The 20,892-nt window shown below is 66.2% G+C and carries 19 protein-coding genes and 2 CRISPR repeat arrays; of the genes, 7 read left to right on the forward strand and 12 right to left on the reverse strand.

Annotation, left to right across the window (positions count from 1 at the left end; translation table 11 throughout):
• Positions 1-78: 78 nt before the first annotated feature.
• From L0D17_RS07960 to cas6, 5 genes are all read right to left on the reverse strand, one after another.
• A complete protein-coding gene (locus L0D17_RS07960) occupies positions 79-1,032 on the reverse strand; it encodes a restriction endonuclease (RefSeq protein ID WP_243094713.1) in 954 nt (317 codons plus the stop codon).
• Between the two features lie 210 nt (positions 1,033-1,242).
• Positions 1,243-2,121: a ParB/RepB/Spo0J family partition protein gene (locus tag L0D17_RS07965; RefSeq protein ID WP_243094714.1), complete on the reverse strand. Its 879-nt coding sequence runs from the start codon at positions 2,119-2,121 to the stop codon at positions 1,243-1,245.
• Positions 2,118-3,080 carry a ParA family protein gene (locus L0D17_RS07970; protein WP_243094715.1) on the reverse strand — a complete coding sequence of 321 codons (963 nt, stop codon included), beginning with the start codon at positions 3,078-3,080 and terminating at the stop codon, positions 2,118-2,120. The genes L0D17_RS07965 and L0D17_RS07970 overlap by 4 nt, the downstream gene beginning before the upstream one ends.
• 59 nt (positions 3,081-3,139) lie before the next feature.
• Positions 3,140-3,382 (reverse strand): hypothetical protein, encoded by a 243-nt coding sequence (locus tag L0D17_RS07975; protein ID WP_243094716.1) that lies wholly within the window; start codon positions 3,380-3,382, stop codon positions 3,140-3,142.
• A 39-nt stretch (positions 3,383-3,421) separates the two neighbouring features.
• Positions 3,422-4,156, reverse strand: coding sequence for a CRISPR-associated endoribonuclease Cas6 (gene cas6 / locus L0D17_RS07980; protein ID WP_243094717.1), 735 nt, complete (start codon positions 4,154-4,156; stop codon positions 3,422-3,424).
• A 66-nt stretch (positions 4,157-4,222) separates the two neighbouring features.
• Between cas6 and cas10 the strand changes: the two genes are divergently transcribed.
• Genes cas10 through csm5 form a run of 5 tightly spaced genes read left to right on the forward strand, consistent with a single transcriptional unit; the run spans position 4,223 to position 9,792 of the window.
• The gene (gene cas10 / locus L0D17_RS07985; RefSeq protein WP_243094748.1) at positions 4,223-6,637 is read left to right on the forward strand and encodes a type III-A CRISPR-associated protein Cas10/Csm1; all 2,415 of its coding nucleotides are present in this window, start codon (positions 4,223-4,225) and stop codon (positions 6,635-6,637) included.
• Positions 6,638-7,042, forward strand: a complete 405-nt coding sequence (gene csm2, locus L0D17_RS07990; RefSeq protein ID WP_039460499.1) for a type III-A CRISPR-associated protein Csm2 — start codon at positions 6,638-6,640, stop codon at positions 7,040-7,042.
• A gap of 11 nt (positions 7,043-7,053) precedes the next feature.
• The gene (csm3, locus tag L0D17_RS07995) at positions 7,054-7,782 is read left to right on the forward strand and encodes a type III-A CRISPR-associated RAMP protein Csm3 (RefSeq protein ID WP_243094718.1); all 729 of its coding nucleotides are present in this window, start codon (positions 7,054-7,056) and stop codon (positions 7,780-7,782) included.
• Between the two features lies 1 nt (position 7,783).
• Complete coding sequence (gene csm4, locus L0D17_RS08000) at positions 7,784-8,647, forward strand: type III-A CRISPR-associated RAMP protein Csm4 (RefSeq protein ID WP_243094719.1); 864 nt, start codon at positions 7,784-7,786, stop codon at positions 8,645-8,647.
• Positions 8,644-9,792, forward strand: coding sequence for a type III-A CRISPR-associated RAMP protein Csm5 (csm5, locus tag L0D17_RS08005; RefSeq protein WP_243094720.1), 1,149 nt, complete (start codon positions 8,644-8,646; stop codon positions 9,790-9,792). Before csm4 ends, csm5 begins: the two co-directional genes overlap by 4 nt.
• Before the next feature lie 214 nt (positions 9,793-10,006).
• On the opposite strand, the gene cas2 is transcribed toward csm5, so the two are convergent.
• A complete protein-coding gene (gene cas2 / locus L0D17_RS08010) occupies positions 10,007-10,219 on the reverse strand; it encodes a CRISPR-associated endonuclease Cas2 (RefSeq protein WP_341474684.1) in 213 nt (70 codons plus the stop codon).
• Positions 10,220-10,488: 269 nt separating this feature from the next.
• On the opposite strand from cas2, the gene L0D17_RS08015 reads away from it, so the two are divergent.
• Positions 10,489-11,439 (forward strand): IS110 family transposase, encoded by a 951-nt coding sequence (locus L0D17_RS08015; RefSeq protein ID WP_243094721.1) that lies wholly within the window; start codon positions 10,489-10,491, stop codon positions 11,437-11,439.
• A gap of 62 nt (positions 11,440-11,501) precedes the next feature.
• A CRISPR array of direct repeats spans positions 11,502-11,847; the repeat unit is 36 nt; unit sequence GTCGCAATCCCCTTACGGGGAAGCATCTCGTGCAAC.
• A 355-nt stretch (positions 11,848-12,202) separates the two neighbouring features.
• Here the strand turns inward: L0D17_RS08015 and cas1 are convergent.
• The 3 genes from cas1 to L0D17_RS08030 form a co-directional block, all read right to left on the reverse strand.
• Positions 12,203-13,153, reverse strand: a complete 951-nt coding sequence (cas1, locus tag L0D17_RS08020) for a CRISPR-associated endonuclease Cas1 (protein WP_243094722.1) — start codon at positions 13,151-13,153, stop codon at positions 12,203-12,205.
• Positions 13,153-14,358 carry a TIGR02710 family CRISPR-associated CARF protein gene (locus L0D17_RS08025; RefSeq protein ID WP_243094723.1) on the reverse strand — a complete coding sequence of 402 codons (1,206 nt, stop codon included), beginning with the start codon at positions 14,356-14,358 and terminating at the stop codon, positions 13,153-13,155. Before L0D17_RS08025 ends, cas1 begins: the two co-directional genes overlap by 1 nt.
• Positions 14,359-15,140: 782 nt before the next feature.
• A complete protein-coding gene (locus L0D17_RS08030) occupies positions 15,141-16,511 on the reverse strand; it encodes a replication initiator protein A (RefSeq protein WP_243094724.1) in 1,371 nt (456 codons plus the stop codon).
• Positions 16,512-16,559: 48 nt separating this feature from the next.
• On the opposite strand from L0D17_RS08030, the gene L0D17_RS08035 reads away from it, so the two are divergent.
• Positions 16,560-17,972, forward strand: coding sequence for a TIGR02710 family CRISPR-associated CARF protein (locus L0D17_RS08035; protein WP_039460484.1), 1,413 nt, complete (start codon positions 16,560-16,562; stop codon positions 17,970-17,972).
• A gap of 64 nt (positions 17,973-18,036) precedes the next feature.
• Positions 18,037-18,606: direct repeats of the CRISPR family, unit length 33 nt; unit sequence GCAATCCCCTTACGGGGAAGCATCTCGTGCAAC.
• Positions 18,607-19,016: 410 nt separating this feature from the next.
• On the opposite strand, the gene uvsE is transcribed toward L0D17_RS08035, so the two are convergent.
• The 3 genes from uvsE to L0D17_RS08050 are packed head-to-tail and all read right to left on the reverse strand — an operon-like array spanning position 19,017 to position 20,877.
• Positions 19,017-19,910, reverse strand: a complete 894-nt coding sequence (uvsE, locus tag L0D17_RS08040; protein WP_243094725.1) for a UV DNA damage repair endonuclease UvsE — start codon at positions 19,908-19,910, stop codon at positions 19,017-19,019.
• Positions 19,907-20,416: a YceI family protein gene (locus L0D17_RS08045; RefSeq protein ID WP_243094726.1), complete on the reverse strand. Its 510-nt coding sequence runs from the start codon at positions 20,414-20,416 to the stop codon at positions 19,907-19,909. The genes uvsE and L0D17_RS08045 overlap by 4 nt, the downstream gene beginning before the upstream one ends.
• Complete coding sequence (locus tag L0D17_RS08050; RefSeq protein WP_279231663.1) at positions 20,413-20,877, reverse strand: flavin reductase family protein; 465 nt, start codon at positions 20,875-20,877, stop codon at positions 20,413-20,415. Before L0D17_RS08050 ends, L0D17_RS08045 begins: the two co-directional genes overlap by 4 nt.
• Positions 20,878-20,892 lie beyond the last annotated feature (15 nt).

The raw sequence follows: 20,892 nt of genomic DNA on the forward strand, positions 1-20,892 counted from the left end.
GGTCGTACACCTGTAGGTTGGGTGTGGTTTCCATCCCAAAATCCTAAGGCCAAGGGAGAGGGGTGCGGAATGTCGGGTTCAGGGCTCCCCCTCGGGCGGCGAGACCAAGACCCAGATGCGTTTGAGGGGCAGCTCGGCTTGTAGGTCCTCGGGAAGCTTCTCGTAAAAGCGGAGGATCTCCCGTAAGAGATCGTCCGAGTTCCAAAGGCGGATCTCAAAGAAAAGTCGGGCCTTCTCCTTGTCCACCGACTGCTTGAACCCTCCCCACGAGACGAAAAGGCCGTGGTCGGCCTGGTAGTTCTTCATAGCCCCTTGGAGCTCCCGCACCGTTTTGATGTCCACAGGGCTATCCGTGGACTTGACCTGTACCGCAATCCGGGGCCGGTCAAACCCCAGCTCCCCGGAGCCCGCCAGGATGTCCACCCCTCCATCCGGCCCCTCGGGCGAAATCCATACCTTGTACCCCTGAACGGAAAGCACCGCGGCCACGAGCTCCGTGAGGCGATGCCCTTTAAAACGCCTGGAGAGGAAGCTCCGGATTTGGTCCAGGGCCACCGCCTCGAGGTCCATTGCCTCTCCACCCCCCTCTGGGATCTCAAGGGGAGATGCGCTCGGCAGGGAAGGCTGTCCTTCCAGATAGGTCCGGAAACGCTCCTCGGCGTTGTTGCGTTGAATCCGGCAAACCGTCATGAAGGCACCCAAGGAATAGAGGAGGTCCTGGTCTATGCGGGTGCGGGGGATTTCCTTGATCCACTCCACGGGCCGCGTGTGGCGACAAGGCGGGGGAAGCTCCCGCCGATACTGGTACGGGCCCTTCACGCGGCCCAGCACCACCAGGGGTCGTTGCTTAAGGGGCAACGCCACCAAGTCTCCCGGCTGCATCTCCCGCAAGAAAGGCCAGATCTGGCCCAGCCAGTTAAGGAGGGTGTTCTTCCCCTTATCGGGGTAAGCCTCTTCCAGCTCGGCCAAAAGGGCTTCGCGGCTCGGGACGCCCGAAAGATCTCCCAACCTTTCCCAGCCCACGACCGCCACGCCCTCTTTCAGAACGAGATCCTCATATTCTCCTCTTTTCCCAGCGCGCACCAGCCAAAGGGCCATCACGCACCCCTTTCCCCGTCTCCAGAACGGCGCGGCCGCCGGGGCCCAGTCAGGACAGGCATGGAGGGCAGAATCCCTTCTGAGCCGTTGGGTACGGGTCCCATCCGCCCACCCCAGCCTGGAAGGAAGCCCTTGCCCAGAGCCCTATTCGCCCAAGAGCGCCCAGAGTTCCCTTAGCTTCTCCTCCACCTGGCGGCGCTTATGGCGGGGGAGGGCCTCGAGGTCCAGACGCTTGAGCCTCTCCGCCACCTCGTGGTGCCAGGGCTTGGGGACCGCTTCCCGCTTGAGAAGCTCCCGCACCCTGGCCTTGAGCTCCCTCAGGGAAAGCCCCGCCTGGGCTTCCTCCAAGAGGGCCTTCCGGGCGGCCTCCTCCTTCACCTTCTTGAGCTCCAGGGCGGCGGTGTAGGGGATGGCGCCCCCTTCCAGGGCCTCCTTCAGGTCCTCGGGGAGGGTGAGGAGGGGGAGGCGAGCCTGCACGAAGGACTCCCAGGACATACGCCCGAGGAGGCGGAAGACCTCCTCCACCTTCTGGGCCTCGGGGCTACCCAAAACGTTTTGGGTAGCCTTACCCCCCTTCTCGTTCCGCATCCGGTGGAGGAGGCTCGCCACCTCTTCCCTGCCCTTCCCGAGCTCCAGGGCGAGGAGGTCCAGGACCCCCACCGTTTCCTCGTAGGGGTTCAGGTCCTCCCGCTGCAGGTTCTCCATGAGGGCGATGGCCTGGGCCGCCCGCTCGTCCACCTCCAGGACCACCACCGGGACCTCCGCGAGGCCCGCCAGCTGGGCCGCCCGGTAGCGCCTTTCCCCGGCGACGATCTCGTACTTCCCGTCCCCCCTTGGGCGCACCAGGAGGGGCTCCAGGACCCCGTGGGCCCGGATGGACTCCGCCAGGGCCCTCAGGGATGCCTCCTCAAAGCGACGGCGGGGCTGGGGGCGGGGAACGAGCTCGCCTAAAAGCGCCGTGGAGGAAGCCGGGCGCTTCGCCTCCTCCACCAGTCCCTTTAGGTAAGCGCGGATGGCGCTCACGCCACCACCTCCTCGTAGCGGAAGACCTCTTTGAGCAGGAAGTCGGCCAGTTTGGCGATCTCCTCCGCCGCCTCCCTGTCCCCCGTGAGCTGGATGGGCACCTGCTCCTCCGTGGCCCGGCGGTGCGGCCCCGGGCGGTAGGCGATGCGGGGGGCCACGGGGGCGATCTCCTCAAGCTCCTTGATGGTGTCCAACACCCGGTTGTCCCCGGCGGTGCGGGCGTCGTACTTGGTGGGGACGAAGGCCCGGATGATGTGCGGCCTCCCGGCCACCCGCTCGGGGTCCACCTTACGCAAGGCCTCCCGGTACTCCTTGGCCACCCCGATCACCGCCTTCAGGGCCTGCACCCCCTTGGCGCCCGTTTCCACGGGCACGATGAGCCCGTCCCCGGCCAAGGCGGCCATCACCGCCAAGGAGCCCAGGGAGGGCAGGGAGTCCACGAAGACCAGGTCATAGCCCGTGAGCTTCTCCAAGGCGGTGCGCAGGGCCAAGGCCCCCAAGGGCTTGCGGTCTAGCTCCAGCTCCCCCACCGCCAGGTCCACGGAGGCGGGCACCAGGTGGAGGTTCCGCCCCACCTCCCGGGGCCGGGGCAGAACGTCTTGCCGGATGACCCTCAGGAGGGTTTCCCCGTCCTCCACGGTGCTCGGGTCCACGCCGAGCCAGGCGGTGAGGTTGGCCTGGGGGTCGGCGTCCACCAAGAGGACCCGGTAGCCCCTCGAGGCCAGCTCAAACCCCAAGTCCCGGGCCAAGGAGGTCTTCCCCGCCCCCCCGGCGTGGGTGAAGAGGGTGTAGACCTGCCTGCCCCGCTCGGGGCCGTCAATCTCCTCGGGGATGTACCAGTAGTGGCCGAGGCGCACCGCCTCCACCCGGCCCTCCCGGATCCACTTTCGGGCCAAGCTTTCCGAGATCCCCTGCATGCGGGCCCACTCCGTGAGGGGCACCAGCCGCTCCCTTTTCATGGCGGAAGCCTACCAAGGAAGTGCGCCCTGGCGCAAGAGCTCCGTGTCGGCTCCCGTACCTACCGGACGGCGAAGCGGGCCGCCCAGACTATGGCGCAGGCTCCCGCCGCGGCGACCAACACCCGCCCCCAGCCCAAGGCGAAGCCCCAGGGGGCGATGGCGGCCCCCCGGTCGTAGGGGTAGCGGCCCTTGCTGAGGAGACGGGCCAGGGGCCCAAGCCGGTAAGGGCCCTTTGCGAGGGCCCGGGGAGCCTCCGGCCCCAAGGCCCCCTGCACCGGGGGCGGGGCTTGGGCCGCACCCAAGACCAGGCCAGCCCCAGGAGGGCCGGGGCCAGAAGGAGCCTACCCATCCCCCTCCCGCAGGGCGAACACCTTGGCCCGCCCGTAGCCCAAGGCGGTCTTGGCCCCCACCCCGGCGAAGAAGGCGAAGCGCCCCAGGGCCCAAAGCCAGACCAGCTCCTCCTCCTTTGCCTTGGGCAGGTGGTAGACCACCCGGCCCACGAAGCCCACGGCGTCCACCTCCGTTTCCGCCTTCAGGGTGCGCCCCTCCAGCCAGCGCACCGTGGTCCGCTCCAAAAGGGCTTCCCGCACCCCATCCGGTGCCTGGAGAGGCCCGAAGGCCTCGAGGCGCCGAAGAAGGCTCTCCACGACCAGTTTGGGCTCGGGCATGGGGTAGTGCACCCCCTTGCGGCGGAAGAAGGTGGGGCTGTGGAAGCGCAGGGGAAGGTCGGGCCCCAAGGGGTTTTGGAAGAGGCGGGGGTAAGTGGTGACCCCCGCCCAGGGGTGGCCCTCCTGAAGCACCGCCCGCACGTGAAAGGGTTTGCCCAACCGCACCGCTTCCCCCTCCAGGGCGAAGAGCCTGGGGGAAAGCCTGGCGTAGAGCTCCTCCTTGAGGAAGCTCACCCTGGCCCAGTACGCCCCCTCCTTGCCGCCGAAACCCAGGGCGAAGGGGTTTTCCCCCTGCTCGTGGACCTCGGGGGCCACCTCCCGCACGAGGCCGTAGAAGAATCCCCGAAGCCCCACGGGCTCGGGCGGGCCCTCCCCTCGCAACACCAAGACCACGGAGGCCAGCACCACGGGGGGATTTTACCCGCCTGTGCATCCTTCACGCGGCCAAGGCCGAAGAAGGGGTAATCTGTGCGCATCACAGACGGGCTTTCCGTGGCCCTGGCGGCCCTTCTCCACGATGTGGGCAAACTCCTCTCCCGCGCCCGCTGGAACGAGCGGGACGAGGAGATGCCCGACCGCACCCACACCGCCTACACCGCCCGCTTCATCCTGTCCCAGGCGCCCCTCTTCCAACGAGCCGGCCTGGACCCCGAGTGGCTGGCCCGCACCGCAAGCCGCCACCACGAGGGCTGGCACAACCGCCCCCAGTACCAGCCCGACACCCCCGAGGCCTGGTGCGTGGCCCTGGCGGACACCCACGCCTCCCAGGAGCGGGAAGGGGAGGGGGGAGGAAGCCCCCCGGAGGTGCCCCTCCAGCCCATCTTCGCCCGGCTCCGCCTTCAGGGGCGGGAAGGGGAGGGTGGGGTGGGCCTGAGCCCGGTGCACGCCCTGGGGGAGGGCCTGGTGCCGGGGGCGCCCTACCCGGAGACCCAGCCCAACGTGCGCAAAGAAGTTTACGCCCGCCTCCTGGAGCGCCTGGAGGGGCGGCTCGCCGCCTTCCACCCCCAAAACCCGCAGGGCCTCCTCATGGGCCTCCTTTCGGCCTTCCAGGAAACCCTCTCCCTGGTCCCCGCCGACACGCAAAGCGAGCCCGATGTTTCCCTCTACGATCACCTCCGCCTGACCGCCGCCATCGCCCACGCCCTCTGGCGCTATCACGGGGAGGCGCCTTCCGTGGAGGCCCTTCGGCAAGACGGGGAGAAGTTTCTCCTGGTGGTGGGGGACATGGGCGGGATCCAAGGCCACATCTACCGCATCGCCGGGGCGGAAACCGGGGTGGGGGGGATCGCCAAGCGCCTCCGGGCGCGGAGCCTCGAGGTGAGCCTGGCCTCCGAGGCCATGGCCTTGGGGATCCTGCGGGCGGTGGGCCTCACACCCCTAAACCGCATCCTGGGGGCGGGGGGAAAGTTCTACCTGCTGCTACCCAACACCGAGAACGCCCTGGAGGCCCTGAAGGAGGCCCAAGCCGCCTGGGGCTCCTGGGCCTTGGAGAACGGGGCAAGCCTCCTGCCCCACCTGGCCTGGGTGGCCTTCAGGGGAGAGGACTTCCGCCGCTTCCCCGACGTGCTGCAACGGGCTCACCAGGCCCTGGCCCTGGCCAAGCTGAGGCCCCTACCCTTCCTCCAGGCCACGGGGGAAGGCGTGCGGGAGGCCCTCCGCCCCTGCGCCGCCTGCGGCCTGCGCCCCGCCCAGAAGGACGAACCCGGAAGCCTCTGCCTGGGCTGCGAGCTGGAGCGGGAGGTGGGGGGGCTTCTGCCGAGGAGCGACCGGGTGGGCTTCTTCGCCGAGGAGGCCCCGAGGCCCTACCTGCGCTTTCCCTCCTTCCGGGTGGCCTTGGGGCAGGGGGGGTTTCCCAAAGCGCCCTTCCACACCTACCGGGCCCAGGCCGACTTCGCCCCCGACGGCGCCTCCTTTGAGGTGAAGCCCCTTTTGGGCCACCTGCCCACGGTGGCCCAAGCCCTCAAGGCCAAGGGGGTTTCCCCGGAGGAGTACCTGGCGTGGGCGCAGGAGGAGGGGCTTTGGGAGGCGGAGGAGGGCTTGGCCTTGGATCGGCCCCTCACCTTCTCCGAGCTCGCCCACCTCTCCCAGGGGGCTTCCTACCTGGGGGGCCTCCTCCTGGACGCCGACCGCATGGGGGAGGCCTTCGCCACGGGGTTTAGGGGAGAGGAGCGGGACCTGGCCACCCCGAGCCGCATCGCCGCCCTATCCCGGGCCCTGGAGTGGTTTTTCAGCGTGGAGGTCTTGGAGCTCATGCGAAACCCCTCCCGCTACCAAAAGCGCCTGGGGTGGGATGACCTCGAGGCCCGCCGTAAGGGAGCGCGCTACCCCCTCCTCTACAGCGTCTACTCGGGCGGGGACGACCTCTTCCTCCTGGGGCCCTGGGACGCCCTCCTGGATTTCGCCCTGGACCTAGCGGAGCTTTACCGCCAGTACACCCGGCATCCCGCCCTCACCCTTTCCGGGGCCTTCCTCCTCTTCGCCCCCAAGTCCCCGGTGCCCCAGATGGCCCAGGCCCTGCAGGAGGCGGAGAAAAAGGCCAAGGGCGCGGGGCGGGGGAGGCTTTACCTCTTCGGCCAGGCGGTGCCGTGGGGGGAGCTAAAGGGGCTTCGCCCCTGGCAGGAGGGCCTGAGGCGGGACCTCGAGGCGGACCGGGTGAGCAAGGCCCAGGTCTACCGTTGGCTCTCCCTGTGGCGGCGCTTCGCGGCGGCGGAGGACGAGGGGGCGCGCATGGGGTACAAGCCCCTCCTGGCCTACGCCCTCAGGCGCCTGCGGGAGAGGGACGAGGCGGCTTGGAAGAGGTACCTCACGCTTCTAGACCATCAGGACCCGGCCTGGCTGCACCTGCCCGTCTGGGTCCAGTGGGCGCTATACCAGGAAAGGAGGAGCTAAATGGCCACCCTAGAGTTTTACCGCGATAAGGAGAAAGGACTCTTGGACCCCGTTCTTTTTGAGCGGGCCCGCCAGGTGGCGGAAGACTTGGTTCGGGAAGGCAAGGTCAAGTCCAGCCAGTTCCGCAACTACTTCGCCGAGCTTCGCGCCCTGGAAAACCGCTTCCAAAAGGAGCGCAAGGCGGACGAGGACCTGGCCTTCGCCCGGCTCGTGCCGGAGCTGGAGCTTTTGAAGGCCAAACTGGCCTACAACACGCGCGCGCAAGGCCCCTTACGGGGAGCCGGGAAGTTCGTGGCCTTCCTCAACGAGGCCTTAGACGCGGGCAAAAGAAGCCCCAAGGACTTTGAGGCCATGATGAAGTACGTGGAGGCGGTGCTGGCCTATTTCTACGCTTTAGGCAAGTGAGGAGGCGTGGGATGAAGCTCAGGAAGATCTTCCGTATCCAAGCCATTCTCCTGGCCAAGACCGGGCTCAGGATCGGCATGAGCCGCGACCAGATGGCCATCGGCGACCTGGACAACCCCGTGATCCGCAACCCGCTCACGGACGAGCCCTACATCCCGGGCTCCAGCCTCAAGGGGAAGCTCCGCTACCTCCTGGAGTGGAGCCTTGGCGGGGACTATATCCAGCCCACCAACAAGCACGTCTACGCCTCCCCGGACCCCGAGGACCCCGTGGCCCGCATCTTCGGCCTGGCCCCGGAAAACGATGGCGCCTCCCTCGAGGCGGCCAGAAAGCGGGGTCCCACGCGACTCCTGGTGCGGGACGCCTACCTCACCCCCGATTCCAAGGAGGAGCTGGAGCGCACCATCGCCCGGGGCGGCTACCTCACGGAGATCAAGCAGGAGGTCTTCATCCCCCGCCTGGGCGGCAACGCCAACCCCCGCACCACGGAGCGGGTGCCCGCCGGGGCGCGGTTTCACGTGGAAATGGTCTACCGCATTCTGGACGAGCAGGACGAGGAGAACTTCCGCCGCTACGTCCTCCGCGCCCTGGAGCTCTTGGAGCTGGACGGCCTGGGCGGCCACATCAGCCGGGGCTACGGCCAGGTCTACTTCCTGCATCCCGAGAAGCCCCTGGAGGCCCAGGAGGGTCTACCCCTCTCGGAGCGGCTCAAGATCGCCGAGGTCAACCTGGCGGGGTAGCATGCGGGTCAAGGCCTACTACCTCCGCTTCAGGGGGCCGGTGCGGAGCCTGCCCCGGGCCTCCACCCTCCTCGGGCACCTCCTTTGGTGGTACCGCTACACCCACGGCCGGGAGGCCCTGGAGGCGCTTTTGGAGCGGCTTCCCGGCATGGGCTTCCGCCTCTCCAGCGCCTTCCCCGAGGGCTTCCTGCCCCGGCCCAAGCTCCCCCCGCTCCAGGTGGAGGAGACGGGCTTGCGCAAAAGGCTCAAGGCCCTGGCCTTCCTCAGCTTTGACACCTTCCGCAAGGTGGCGGAAAGGGGAGAGGAGGCCCTCCTGGGAGCCCCGGAGGTGGAGGGCCTCGAGCCAAGGATGGGCCGCCCCTTGCGCCGCCTGCGGGTGGGGATAGACCGCCTCTCCGGCACCGCCCGGGCGGGCGTCCTCTTCGCCCAAGACCTCTTCGTCCCTGAGGGGCGCTTTGCCGTCTACGCCCTAGGCGAGCCCCCCTTTGACCTCCTGGAGGGGCTCCGCTTCGTGGGGGAGATGGGCTACGGGGGCCTAGCCAGCGTGGGGGCGGGGTGCTTCCGGGTGGAGGGGGAGGAGGCGCTGGAGCTTCCCGAGGCGCAAAACCCCAACGCCTACGCCACCCTGGCCCCCGGGCCCCTGGAAGGGGCCCTCTACTCCGAGCTGGAGCCCTACTGGGGGCGGCTCGGCGGCGGCTACGTGGGGGCCAAGCCCTTCAAGCGGCCCCACCTGCGGGCCAAGGAGGGAAGCATCTACCAAGAAAGCGCCCTTCGCCTCCTGGACGTGACTCCCTCCGAGCCCCCGGAGGAGGGGGTGCGGGTGTACGAGGTGCTGCAGGTGTTCCCCTTGGGGGTGCGGGTATGAGCTTCCTGGAGAGCTACGCCCTGGAGCTAGAGCTTCTCTCCCCGGTCCACGTGGGCACCGGGGAAAACTACCCCGCCTACGCCTATATCCCCGACTTCGCCAAGCGGCAGGTCTACTTTTTGGACACCTCCGCCCTCCTCCTTGCCCTTTCCCCCGGGCGCCGGGAGGCCTTCTTGCGCAGGGTGGCGGAGGGCCCCAAGGGAGCCCAGGAGGTGTTGCGGAGCCTCTTCGCCGAGGGGCAGGTGCCCAAGGAGGCCATCCTGCGCACCCTTCCCGCCAGCAAGGCGTTTTTGGACAGCATACTGCAGGCCACGGAGGAAGCGGCCTTGGAGTTCCGCCCCTTGCCCTCTAGCCCCTTGGGCCCCTACCTCCCTGGCTCCAGCGTGAAGGGGGCGCTCCGCACCGCCTGGCTCTACTGGCGCCTGGTGCAGAGGGGGGAGGTGGTGGAGTGGCGGGGGGGAGGCTGGGCGTGGCGCAAGCCCACGCCAAAGGACAAAGACGCCCTCATCCAGCCCCCCCAGAAGCCCGATCGCTCCCACAACCAAACCTTTGAAGGCGCGGTCTTGGGCTACCTCGCCTCCAAGAACGGCCGCCCCGATCTGAATCTCTACCAAGACCCCTTCCGCGCCGTGCGCCTCACGGACTCGAGCCCGGGGGAAGGCTTCCTCAACCGCATCGGGGTCTTCCACCCCAAAGGCGCCATGGACCGGACCGTTATCCTGGCGGAAACCTTCCGCAAGGGAAGCCGCTTCCGCTTCCTCTTCCGCTACCAGGGGGGCCTCGCCCGGCACGGGGGCGTGGCGGGGCCGGTGCCCCCAAAGGAGCTCGTGCGGGCCCTTAGGGAGTACTACGGCAAGGTGGCCGAGTGGGAGCGGTCCTTCGCCGAGGACGAGGGGCTTGCGCGGGCCCTCGAGGTCTACCGGGAGCTTGAGGCTCGCCTGGCGCAGGACAAGGAGGCTTTCCCCCTCCGGGTGGGCTTCGGTTCGGGAAGGCTCACCCTCCGCCTCGCCCTCCTCCTGCCCGAGGACTACCCGGAGGCGCAGGAGCCCAAGACCCGCAAAACCGCAGGAGCGCAGAGCCCGAAGGATGGCTACCCCCTGGGGTGGGCCATCGGGCGCTTGGTTCCTTTAGGAAGTGGGCGGTGAAGCTCATCCTTGTCCTGGTCGGCAAGGGTAACAAGGGAAAAGTTCACTAAATCGTAGCTCACGCCGGTATGCGGCCCAACCCTACCCCCGCACATGGCCTGGAAGGTAACGTGCGGGGGGTTATGGGGTTGGCTCGAGGCGCTTATTTTTGTCGGGGCGAGCGTCGGGGGAAATAAGGGCAGAAGACCGAAGGCGGCCCCTCCCCGACCCCGCGCTACACCACGGCGAAGGCCTCGAGGCGGGTGGGGGCGCCGAGGCCCAGAATGCGCACCTCCCCTTCCACCGGGTAAAGGCGCAAGCTGTCTTCGGTAAGGTCAACAATCTTCTTCGCTCGCGCTAGAAGGTCCTTCAGCATCCTTTCGTCCAAATAGCACTCAAACACCGACAACTGCACCCGCTCCCCGTAGCTTTTCAAGAGGTTGGCCAACTTAACCGACGGCTATCGTCGGGTATGTCGTACGCAATCGCATAAAGGCGCTTGAGCATAGGTACATTTTAGGGGTCGCATGTATCTTCTCCACGTGAGGGAGGCGCCGCCGCTTTGGTTGCCGGGCCACCACGCCCGCGGGATGGATCGGCGGCCACCCGCCCCGGCCTCCCTGCCGCACCGTATCCCGGTCTTCCACGACCGCATCCACATGGACGGCACACGGGGTCGGGTGGCCACCTCCCTCACTCTACCAAAGGAGGCAAGGCATGGTCTTCGCAGGCATTGATGTCAGCAAGCCCCACCTGGACCTGGCCCTGGCTTCCCCCTCCGCCAAGCCCACCCGTCTCCGCTTCCCCAACACCGAGGAAGGCCGCCAAGCCCTCCTCTCCGCCCTCGCCCACCACCGCCCCGCCTGGGTCGCCCTGGAGCCCAGCAGCGTCTACCACCTCCCCCTCCTCCACCTCCTGGTGCAAAAGGGCTTCCCAGTGGCCCTGGTCAACCCCTACCACCTCGCCGCCTTCCGCAAGGCCATGGGGGAGCGCAACAAGACCGACCGCCAAGACGCCTTCCTCCTGGCCCGCTATGCCCTGGTTTACCAGGAGGAACTCCGAGCCTACACCCCTCCCCCCCAGGCCCTCCAGGAGCTCAAGGCCCTGGTGGGGTACCAAGAGGACCTGGCCGCCCGGGAGCGGGCCATCCTGAACCCGCTGGAGGCGGCGGAGTGGGCGGGGAGCGAAGGGGTTATGGCCCTCCTCCAGAGGGAGCTGGCCTTGGTGCGGGAGCTCCTTGAGGAGGTGGAGGGAAGGATCCGGGGACTCCTGGAAACCATCCCTGAGTCCCGGGTCCTCATGGCCCTTCCTGGGGTGGGGCCCCAGGTGGCGGCGGCGGTGCTGGCCTTCCTCCCGCCCCACCTCTGGGGCCGGGCCAAGGCCGCGGCCTCCTACGCCGGCCTCATCCCGGAGCGGGAGGTGTCGGGGAAGGCGGTGGAGCGGAGCCGGCTTTCCAAGAAGGGGCCGCCCCTTTTGCGAAGGAAGCTGTACATGGCTGCTTTGGTGGCGGTGCGGCATGACCCGGAGATGCGGGCTTTTTACCACCGCTTGCTTTCCCGGGGGAAGCGGAAGAAGCAGGCCCTTTTGGCCGTGGCCCACAAGCTTTTGCGGCGGATGATGGGACGGCTCAAAGCCTACCACGCCAGTCAGCTGGACCAGGTGGCTTGACAAGGAAGACCGTATCAATCCCCCAGGAATACTAGGACTGGTAAGGAAAAGCTAATCCTGAAGTCGCAATCCCCTTACGGGGAAGCATCTCGTGCAACCTACAAGGCCATTGACTGGGCCTTGAAGCAGTTTGTTTAGTCGCAATCCCCTTACGGGGAAGCATCTCGTGCAACGCCCCGGGGTAGACCTTCCCCGCGGCACGCTCGCCGAAGCGCGCGTCGCAATCCCCTTACGGGGAAGCATCTCGTGCAACCAGAGGGTTGACGAGCGGTTCGCCGAGTTCTTGAGGGACATGTCGCAATCCCCTTACGGGGAAGCATCTCGTGCAACTCCATCCAGCAGATACTGGGGCGCATGGAGAGTACGGCCCAGGTCGCAATCCCCTTACGGGGAAGCATCTCGTGCAACTGTACCCCTCTCATAATCCCGTCCTGGACATCGCTCTTAGAGGGGGGGTTTGTGAGAAAGATGAAGTTTGGAATATACATAGGCCGTATAAAGGCCTTTTTTGAGGGTTTAGCTCGTCCGCAAGCCACTTGCGAAAGGGGCGATGAGAAAGTGAAAGCGCATATTCGCCTTCCCCAAGGGCAAAACTGGCTTTCAAGATCCCCCGTCCGAGCTTCGGACAAGGCCATTATAGCAGATGAGCGCAACGATGCACTCAGTACATACTGGCGACAGAAAGAACCTTGCGGAGCTCACTGCACTATGAGAAAGTGTTAAGTGGACCTTCGCCCCGTAAAAATGCGAATATATGAAGCCGCTATCGTCTCTTCAAGTAATATGGGGTGTACGGTTCCCTCCCCAAAATCGCCGCCTTGAGACGGTGGGCTTGGAGCTCAATAAGCTCGTCATAGGGCTTGCGGAACCCCAAGGGGTGCGCCGCCATCTCCGAAAAGCGCTCCTCCAAAAGGGTAATCAGGACCCTCCGCCCCTCCTCGTTCAGGTACACGCCCCCATCCCGCACCTCGCCGTGGCTCGGGGTAAGCTTTCCGCGGCGGAAGCCGGAGAGCACGACCTGGTCCACCACGGGAACCCGGAACTCCTCCATGAGGTCCAGGGCTAAGGCTGGGTTGCGCCGCCCCTCGGCGTGAAGGTAGCCCACTTCGGGGTGGAGGCCCGCCAGGCGGAGCGCCACCTGCACCCGGCCAAGGAGCACGGCGTAGCCGTAGGAGAGGGCGGCGTTCACAGGGTCCTGTGGGGGCCTGCGGGTTCTGCCCCTGAGCCCATATGGGCCAAGGAGCCGCTCCAGCCCGGCGAAGTAGGCGCGGCTTCCTTGGCCTTCCGCGCCCCTCAGGACCTCCAAGGTGCCCGCCCGCTCCGCGAGCTCCAAGGCTTCCGCCACCTGCTTCGCCTCGGGCAGGGAGTGACGCTCCAGCACAGCCAGGGCCGAACGGAGCTTTCCCAGGACGAAGGCCCGGGCCAAGGGAAGAGGGCTCGCGGCGAACTGCGCCCAGAGATGCTCGGGGTTCATCTCCGAAAAGGCCCCCGCCACCCCGTGCAGAAAGCCCTCCAAGCTGAAGAAGAAGACGGGTACTCCTTGGCGCAGGAGGAAAACCAAGGCGGGGGTGGAAAGGCGAACGTTGCCCCACACCGCCACCTGCCGCACCTTGCGGGCCGGGAAGTCCATCACCCGCTCGCCTTCTTCCTCCAACACGAGCCTTCCCCGTCGCAGGCGCAAGGTGGATCCTTGCCGGGTCAAGTGAAGGACCATCAGAAGCGGGGCCAAGGGGCGAGCGGGGAAAGCCTGGGGTCCAAAGCGGTAAGGAAGTCCAGCACCCGCCGGTAGTCCTCCTCCTCCACAGGCCTCGTCCCGTGGGCCAAGATGCTCTCGTGCCGACGGCTCAGCAAGGCCTGGATGCGGTTCTTCTCCCCATAGAGCTTTTGCGCCAGGGTGTTCTTCTGCGCAAACGCCAGGTCCAGGTCAAAGGCCGCATCTAGAAGCTCCATAAGCCCCCGGGGCCTCAGCACCCGCTCCCGCAGGGACTCCGGGAAGCCCTCGGGCCAGGTCCTGGGGTCCTTCAGGACAAAACCCAGGCGCTCGTGCACATCCGCTTCCACCGCCAACTCCAAGGCCCGGTAAAGCCGGGCAAGGGCGTCGTCAAAGCGGCCAAGCTCCGCCCGGCGCTCGGCGTTGGCCAAAAGGTCTTGCAGGAGGGCGAAGGTGGGCTTGCCCGCCGCCTCCACGATGGCCCGGAGGTGGGGCAAAAGGTCTTCCAACCCCTTCAGCACCCGCACCTTGGCCCCGTGTCCCCAGGCTTCCGCCACCGCCAAAGCCACGGGGAGGCTGGGGGCGACGAGCGCAAGGGCCCTTTCGTGCCGGAAGCGGTCCCACTCCATCAGCCCTTCCACCACGCCCTTCATGGCCCGATAGAAGCGCTCCTCGGAAGGGGAGAGGGGCCTTTGTAGGAGGCCGTCCAGCTCGGAAAGGGCCACGCCCAGGTTCAGGGCGTTCCAGGCTCGCGTGAAGGCGGTCCACTCCTTCAGGCCCAGCCGGGCGGTGGGGTCTTCCAGAAGCCTGAGCCGCTCGGCCCCGCTTACCACCCGGCCCGTATCCGGGTCCCGCCGCTCCCCGCCCACGTAGCTGAACACCACCCCCCGCCCCGTGAGGGCCAGAACAAGGCCCGCCGCCATGGGCTTGGTGCCCCCGGTGAGGTCGGCCACGATGGCCGTGGCCTCCCACTCCAGGGCCTTCTTCAGGGCCCTGAGGGCGGTTTGGTAGCCCTCCAAAAGGCTTTCCGCATCTTCCAACAGGAGGGTGTAGTGGCGGAAGGAGCCGCCGTATTCCCTTACCAGCTCCGCCGCCACGGGGTGGCTTTCCTGGCTGGCCAGGAAGATGACCCCATCGGGGGCGTGCTGCGCCAGCGACTCCTCCAAGGGGGCGCGGGTGGTGCCCACGCTGAGGATGAGCACTTTCATGGGTTCATTATGTCCCCTCCGCAAAAACGCTGCCCGAGAAAAAAGGGGTAAAGGATCTCCGCCTCCTCGGGCTTGGGGGAGGTGGCCTCTAGGTCCAGGGCGACCCAGGAAAGAGCTTGCCGCATACCTGAACCCAAGCTTAGTGCCGCGCGGGCTTTCTGGCTGCCAACTATGAACCTTCCCGACTCCCCGAGTCTTCCGATACCCAAGTCTTTGGAGAAGTTCTTACCAGACGCGCGAAGACCAGGGCCATCGGCTTCTAGTCTGGACCATCTTCAATGTTGGCGCTGCTGTTGTTGATACCTTAAAAGTCTATAACCCCAAATACATTGATGATCAACAACAAGGAGCCCCCCCGCCCCGGCCGGGGTGCCGTCCAGGACGCAAGTGGGGGTGCGAAACTCCCCAAGTCTTCCGATAGAACTCCCCAAGTCTTCCGATACCAACTCCCCAAGTCTTCCGATACTTCGCTCCCAAAACTCCCCAAGTCTTCCGATAGCGATTCCCCAAGTCTTCCGATACCAACTCCCCAAGTCTTCCGATACTTCGCTCCCAAAACTCCCCAAGTCTTCCGATAGCGATTCCCCAAGTCTTCCGATACCAACTCCCCAAGTCTTCCGATACTTCGCTCCCAAAACTCCCCAAGTCTTCCGATACTGGAGCGGGCCAACTCCCCAAGTCTTCCGATACCCGGGCCGAGGGGAAATGTTGCCTTCGTGAAGGGGAAAGGGCGGGGTTTTGCTCCCCGCCCCCGTTCAAACTCCCCAAGTCTTCCGATAGTCCTAGCCCTCCAGGCCGCGCCGGAAAGATTGGACCCATTCTTCTAAAGCTCCCTGGGCCGCGGCCTCCTTAAGCTCCTCCACCAGGCGCCTGGGTTCCAACACCCCTTCCTCCATGAGCCGGGTGAGGTCCTCGAGGTCGCCCACGGAAAGCCGGGAGCGGAGGAGGAGCTGCGCCACCTGCACCGCCCGGCGCACCTGGGCCTCCTTGGGCATGTTCTGCCACTCCCTTTCCGCCTCCTCCTCAATGCGGCGGGCCTCCTCCTCCTCCACCTTGGCCTGGACCCGGCGGGCGCTGGTGGGGGGAAGGGCGCGGGCGTACTTGCCGCTTTCGTCCCGAATCACGTCCACCAGGAAGCCTAGCCTGTTCTTGGGCTTGTAGCCCGAGGCTAGGATGCTCCGGTAGCGCTCCAGGCGGTCTTTGATGTGGGCCAGGGGGTAGCGGCGGGCCAGGGAGTAGGCGCTCGTGAAGGAAAGGCCCTCGGCCATGAGGAGCTCCACCGCCTCCATGTCGGGCACGCCCCCCGCCTCCTCCCCGAAGACGTAGACAATGGTCTGGTTCTGGCCCCGGCCAATGTACTCCACGGACTGGAGGTAGCGGCGTTCCATGAGCTCCTCGTGGGCGGGCTCGAGGGTCCGCCGCACCTTGTCGGGCCGCTTGTGGACGATCTTGCAGGCGGCGGCCCACTCCATGAGGTTCACCTCAAAGCGGGTGAGGGGGGCGGGGTTTTCAGGGGAGAAGCGCTGGGCGTCCAGAAGGCGGTAAAGCGCCCGGCTCAAGGGGCGGCGCAGGCTGGCCATGAACTCTATGTCAATGGGCTTGACGTAGTTTTGCTTCAAGGAGCGCACGATCTCCTTGGCCAGGGTGATGCGCAAGACGCTGGCCCGGTCCAGCTTGCCCTCGGCGCTGGAGGTGTACTCAAGCTTTTCAATGTAGCGGAAGGTGACGCTCTGCCAGCGCCCGTCCGCCCGCCAGGCCTCGGAGAGGACGTAGGTGGCGGTGGTGAGGCGCATGAGGCTCTCCTTGAGCGCCTGGTAGTAGTAGCCCGAGGTGTCCAGGCCCATGAGTTTCAGGATCTGGTAGGGGGTAGCGGTGAAGGTCCCGTCCTCCGGGCTTCCGGCGTTGAAGTAGAGGGCGATGAGGGCCAGGGAAACCTCGTTGTCCAGCCCGTGGGGCACACCCCCCACCTTCTCGCTGGCGTAGCAGGCCAGCTTCACCGGCTTGCCCAAAAACTCAAACTCCTCCTCCCAGGAGGCGTAGCCCTCGGGGATCCGCTCCTGGATGGAGATGAGCCCAAGCCGGGCCACGTTGGCCTCGTCCAGGTGCTGCGCCCGGGCCAGGACGTCCTTCTTGGAAGGGCGGCTTGCGGCCATGTTCCGGTTCATTCTACCGGAGGAGGGAAGCTGTGGTATAAGACTTCCATGCTCCAGGATCAGGAACGGTGGAACCAACTGCAGGAGGCGTGGGCCAGGTACAAGGAGGCGGTGGGGGCGGGCGGCAACCCCCAGGCCCTTTACCAGGAGATGGTCTGGCCCCACCTGTTGGAGCTTTGGCGGCACGCGCCCCCCGTGTCGCCCGAAAGGATGGTCTTTCGCGCCTCCCTCCACACCCTGGGCACGAGCCCCGAGGCCACGGCCTTGGCCATCCTGGGGACGGGGGCGCAGGAGGTCTACGTGCTGCACACGGAGGAAAGCCGCCGCTTCCTCGAGCGCCTGCGGCAGGACACGGGGGTAATGATCTACCCCATTGAGATCGGCAAGAGCGACGTGACCGCCATTTACCGCGAGGTGCGCAAGCTTTTGGAGCGTTACCCGGAGGAACCCGTGGCCCTGGACGTGACCAGCGGCACCAAGGCCATGAGCGCCGGGCTTGCGGCGGCGGGGTTCTTCTTCCGCCGCTTCTTTCCCAAGGTCAAGGTGGTCTACGTGGACAACGAGGACTACGACGTGGCCTTGCGACGGCCCCGGGCGGGATCGGAAAAGCTCATCGTCCTGCCCGACCCCCACGAGGTTGGGGGAGAGGTGGACTGGCTTTTCGCCTCCGAGCTCTACGGGAAGGAGGACTTCGCTGGAGCCGCCTCCTACTTCAACCGCCTGGTGGGGGCTACGGGCAACCAGGCCTACACCCTTTACCAAAACCTTGCCGAGATGTACCGGGCATGGCGAGCCCTGGATTTCAAGGAGGCGGCCAGAAAGGCGGAAAGCCTGCTGGAGGCCTTGAGGAAAAACGTCTGGCTCCAGCACCCCCTGAACCGCCACTTCCAGCGCCTGGAGGGGCAGGCCTCCCTCCTCAAGGGGGCGCGGGACCTCTTGACCACGGGGGACCTGGGCAACCGGCGGGGGGTGCTGGGGGTTGCGGCCACACTCCTGCACCAGAGCGGCAGGCTGGCCGACCGCGACCAGACCACCCTGGCGGCGCTCTACGCTTATCGGGCTTTGGAGCTCCTCCTGCAGGAGCGGCTTAGGCGGTATGGCCGCCTTGCGGAGGCGCCCGAGCTCTCCCCGGAGGAAAGGGAGGCGTTGCAGGGTGAGCTTGGGCGCATCCTGCCCGGGGAGGAGGTTCCGAGGGTGCGTGAGAAGCTCGGGCTTTTGGAGGTTTTGGCCTTCTTGCGGGTCCTGGGGGACCCCCTCCTGGCCTCCTGGAATGTCCGGGACCTTCAAGGGCTTGCTGGGGTGCTCAAGGCCAGGAACCAGGCGCTTTTGGTCCACGGCCTCCAGGTGCCCTCCGCAAGGCAGGTGGAGCAGGTGGCGGGGCTCGCCCGCAAGCTCCTGCAGGACCTGCAGCGGGAGGTGGGGCTACAACCCGACCTCGAGGCCATCCCCCTTCCCCGCTAGGCCATGGTCCACTACGTTGCCCTCTTGGGCAACGAGCCCGCTCCCGCCTACATCGGCCTCGGTAGCAATCCCCCTGCGGGGAAGCATCTCGTGCAACTTCCCACATGCTCGGGCAGTTGCCAGTAAAGACTGGACTTGTAGCAATCCCCTTACGGGGAAGCATCTCGTGCAACGTTTAATCCTACGCCCCCTTGGGGGGCTCAATTCAAGGCTATGTAGCAATCCCCTTACGGGGAAGCATCTCGTGCAACTTCCAAATAAGTGTGAGAATTGTCGTAATACCACTACTTGGGAGTAGCAATCCCCTTACGGGGAAGCATCTCGTGCAACTTGGAGGATATTCGGGCTGGTCGCGGTCTTCCATTTACGGAGTCGCAATCCCCTTACGGGGAAGCATCTCGTGCAACCCGTAACCCTCCTGACGGTAGAGGAGCTGGAGTCTGTGCGGGTAGCAATCCCCTTACGGGGAAGCATCTCGTGCAACTTTGTTGACCGGTTCCCGCATGCTCGTGTCTTGGCGGGGTAGCAATCCCCTTACGGGGAAGCATCTCGTGCAACCATCGTGGCGGGGCCCGATGGTGAGCCCCTCCGGCCCATCGTAGCAATCCCCTTACGGGGAAGCATCTCGTGCAACAGCACCCCTCTCATAATCTCGTCCTGGACGTTGGTCTTGGAGGGGGGGTTTGTGAGAAAGATGAAGTTTGGAATATGCATAAGCCGTATAAAGGCCGTTTTTGGGGGTTTAGCCCGATGAAAACTTACTTGCGGAAGGGGCGATGAGAAGGTGAAAGCGCATATTCGCCTTCCTCAAGGGCAAAACTGGCTTTCAAGATCCCCTGTCCGACCCTCGGACAAGGCCATTATAGCAGATGACAGCAAGCATAATCTGAGTACAGGTTTAGCGCAACAGTGCCCTTGCAGACATCGCTTCACTATAAAAAAGTGATAAACGGGCCAGTTGCATCGCAAAAAGGCTAATAGTGGAAGCAACTACCGTGCCCGTAAGTAAAAGGGTGTGTAAGCCATCGCCCCGGGTTCGCCGCTTCAGGCGGTGGGCTTGGGCCCTGAAGCGCTCGCTTCTACTGGGTGAGCGCGAAGGTGGTGGGGTAGGCCCCTTTCCTTGCCCTTGGCCTCCACCATGATGTCGGCGGGCCCGGGGAGAGCGGCGAGGAGGCGCTCCCAGTCTTCCAGGGAAACCCGGAAGGCGTGGGCCCCAGGGCGGCGGCTGGGGTCCTGGCTCGCCAGGTGCACCTTGGGGCGGGTGCGCCAGGTGGCGAAGGCGAGCCGGAGGGCCTCTTCCAGGGAAAGCCGGCCCGGGTTTAGGGCGTGGTGAAGGGTGTCCACCACCACGGGCACGCCTAGGGCCTCCGCCGCTTCCAGCACCTCCTCCACGTTCCAAAGGCGCTCGTCGTTTTCCAGGGCCAGGTAGCGGAGGGCCTCCCCCTCGCCCCGCAGGTTCTCTATAAAACGCCGCAGGGCCCGCTTCCGCTCCCCGTACACGCCGCCCAGGTGGAGGACCAAGACCCCGTCCTCCGCACCCAGGAGGGAAAGGGCCCGGGCGGAGTAGCGGAGCTCGGCCAGGGAGCGCTCCACCACCTTGGGGTCTGGGCTTCCTGGGTTCACGTACTGGCCCGGGTGGAAGGAAAGGCGCTGGCCCAAGGCCTTGGCCAAGGAGCCTAGGCGCTTAAGGTCCTCCCCGTGGGCCCGTTCCCAGTCGTAGGGGAAGGCGGGGTGGGAGGCGAAGGGGATGAGGTGCTGGCCGATGCGGAAAAGGCCGAAGCCGCGCGTGGCGTTCCAGCGGAGGATGCGCTCCAGGTCGGCCAGGTTCTGGCCTACCTTGGCCCGTACCCGCTCCTCGCCCAAGGAGCCCAGGCGCAGGGTGTGGTTGGTGCTGGCCTTAAGCGTCAGGTTCTCGCAGGGGTAGCCCAGGCGGATCACCGCTTCACCTCCGCTTCCAGAAGCACCTCCACCTCGTCCCGCACCTCCAGGAAGAGGAAGCGGGGTCTTTCCAGGTTCCACGTGGAAAAGCGCGTGGAAAACCTTCCCTGGAAGCGGTAGCCCGAAGGAGTTTCCCGGAGTTCTCCCTCTATGCGCACGGGGCGGGTGAGGCCGGCGAAGCTGAGGTCGCCCTCCACCACGAAGCGGGCCCCTTCCCACCGGGCCCGCTTGGGGTAGAGGCAGGCCTCGGGGTGGTCCTTCGCCCGCAGGATCTCCAGGGCCTTCTTGTCCCGCTCGGCGTTGCCCGAGTCCCAGGCTTTCTGTTCCAAGCAGACCTTGCCCGAGGCCTTTTCCCCGTCCCAGGTGATCTCCCCCCGGGCGGTGGGGTTCACCCCCTCCCAACTGCCCAAGGGGTAGTAGCCGCGGTAGCGGGCAAGCCCCTCCACGGCGTGGGGAGCCTGGGCCAGGGAAAGGGCGAAGAGGAGAAGGGCGACAGCCCGCTTCATTTGCGGAACCTCCAGGTTTCTCCCAGGGTGGCGAAGTCCCGGAAGCCCAGGAAGAGGATGGGGCGGCGCTTGCCCTGTGGGCTCCCTTCTGCGTGGACCACATCCCCTAGGAAGAGGGCGTGGTCCCCGTCCGTGGGCCACTCCGCCACCTTGAGCTCAAACACCGCCACCGCCTTTTCGGGGACGAGGGTGTGGGCCAGGGCCCGGGCGGGCCGCAGGGCCACCCCGAGCTTTTCCGCCTTGCGCACCCTCCTTCCCGAGAGGTACCCCGCCCGCACCACCCAGCCCCGCTCCTCCCAAGGCAGGAAGCAGAGGGCCCCCTCCCCCAGCTCCCGGAGGAGGCTCAGGGTGTGGTTCATCCGGTCCACCGCCAGGAGGAAGCGGAAGGGCGTCTTGGACACGGGGGTCCACCAGGCCATGGGCATGAAGTTCTCCCCCACGGCGAGGAGGGCGAGGCGCATGGGGTAGAAGTGGGC

Origin of the sequence: Thermus thalpophilus, from assembly GCF_022760915.1 — a bacterium.
GTDB classification, from domain to species: Bacteria; Deinococcota; Deinococci; order Deinococcales; family Thermaceae; genus Thermus; species Thermus thalpophilus.

Excerpts from the sequence above, each read along its gene's own strand:
- L0D17_RS07970 (WP_243094715.1), bottom strand. The coding sequence starts at position 3,080 with ATGAAAAGGGAGCGGCTGGTGCCCCTCACGGAGTGGGCCCGCATGCAG.
- csm2 (WP_039460499.1), top strand. The coding sequence starts at position 6,638 with ATGGCCACCCTAGAGTTTTACCGCGATAAGGAGAAAGGACTCTTGGAC.
- csm3 (WP_243094718.1), top strand. The coding sequence starts at position 7,054 with ATGAAGCTCAGGAAGATCTTCCGTATCCAAGCCATTCTCCTGGCCAAG.
- csm4 (WP_243094719.1), top strand. The coding sequence starts at position 7,784 with ATGCGGGTCAAGGCCTACTACCTCCGCTTCAGGGGGCCGGTGCGGAGC.
- csm5 (WP_243094720.1), top strand. The coding sequence starts at position 8,644 with ATGAGCTTCCTGGAGAGCTACGCCCTGGAGCTAGAGCTTCTCTCCCCG.
- L0D17_RS08015 (WP_243094721.1), top strand. The coding sequence starts at position 10,489 with ATGGTCTTCGCAGGCATTGATGTCAGCAAGCCCCACCTGGACCTGGCC.
- cas1 (WP_243094722.1), bottom strand. The coding sequence starts at position 13,153 with ATGGTCCTTCACTTGACCCGGCAAGGATCCACCTTGCGCCTGCGACGG.
- L0D17_RS08025 (WP_243094723.1), bottom strand. The coding sequence starts at position 14,358 with ATGAAAGTGCTCATCCTCAGCGTGGGCACCACCCGCGCCCCCTTGGAG.
- L0D17_RS08030 (WP_243094724.1), bottom strand. The coding sequence starts at position 16,511 with ATGGCCGCAAGCCGCCCTTCCAAGAAGGACGTCCTGGCCCGGGCGCAG.
- L0D17_RS08035 (WP_039460484.1), top strand. The coding sequence starts at position 16,560 with ATGCTCCAGGATCAGGAACGGTGGAACCAACTGCAGGAGGCGTGGGCC.
- L0D17_RS08045 (WP_243094726.1), bottom strand. The coding sequence starts at position 20,416 with ATGAAGCGGGCTGTCGCCCTTCTCCTCTTCGCCCTTTCCCTGGCCCAG.
- L0D17_RS08050 (WP_279231663.1), bottom strand. The coding sequence starts at position 20,877 with ATGCGCCTCGCCCTCCTCGCCGTGGGGGAGAACTTCATGCCCATGGCC.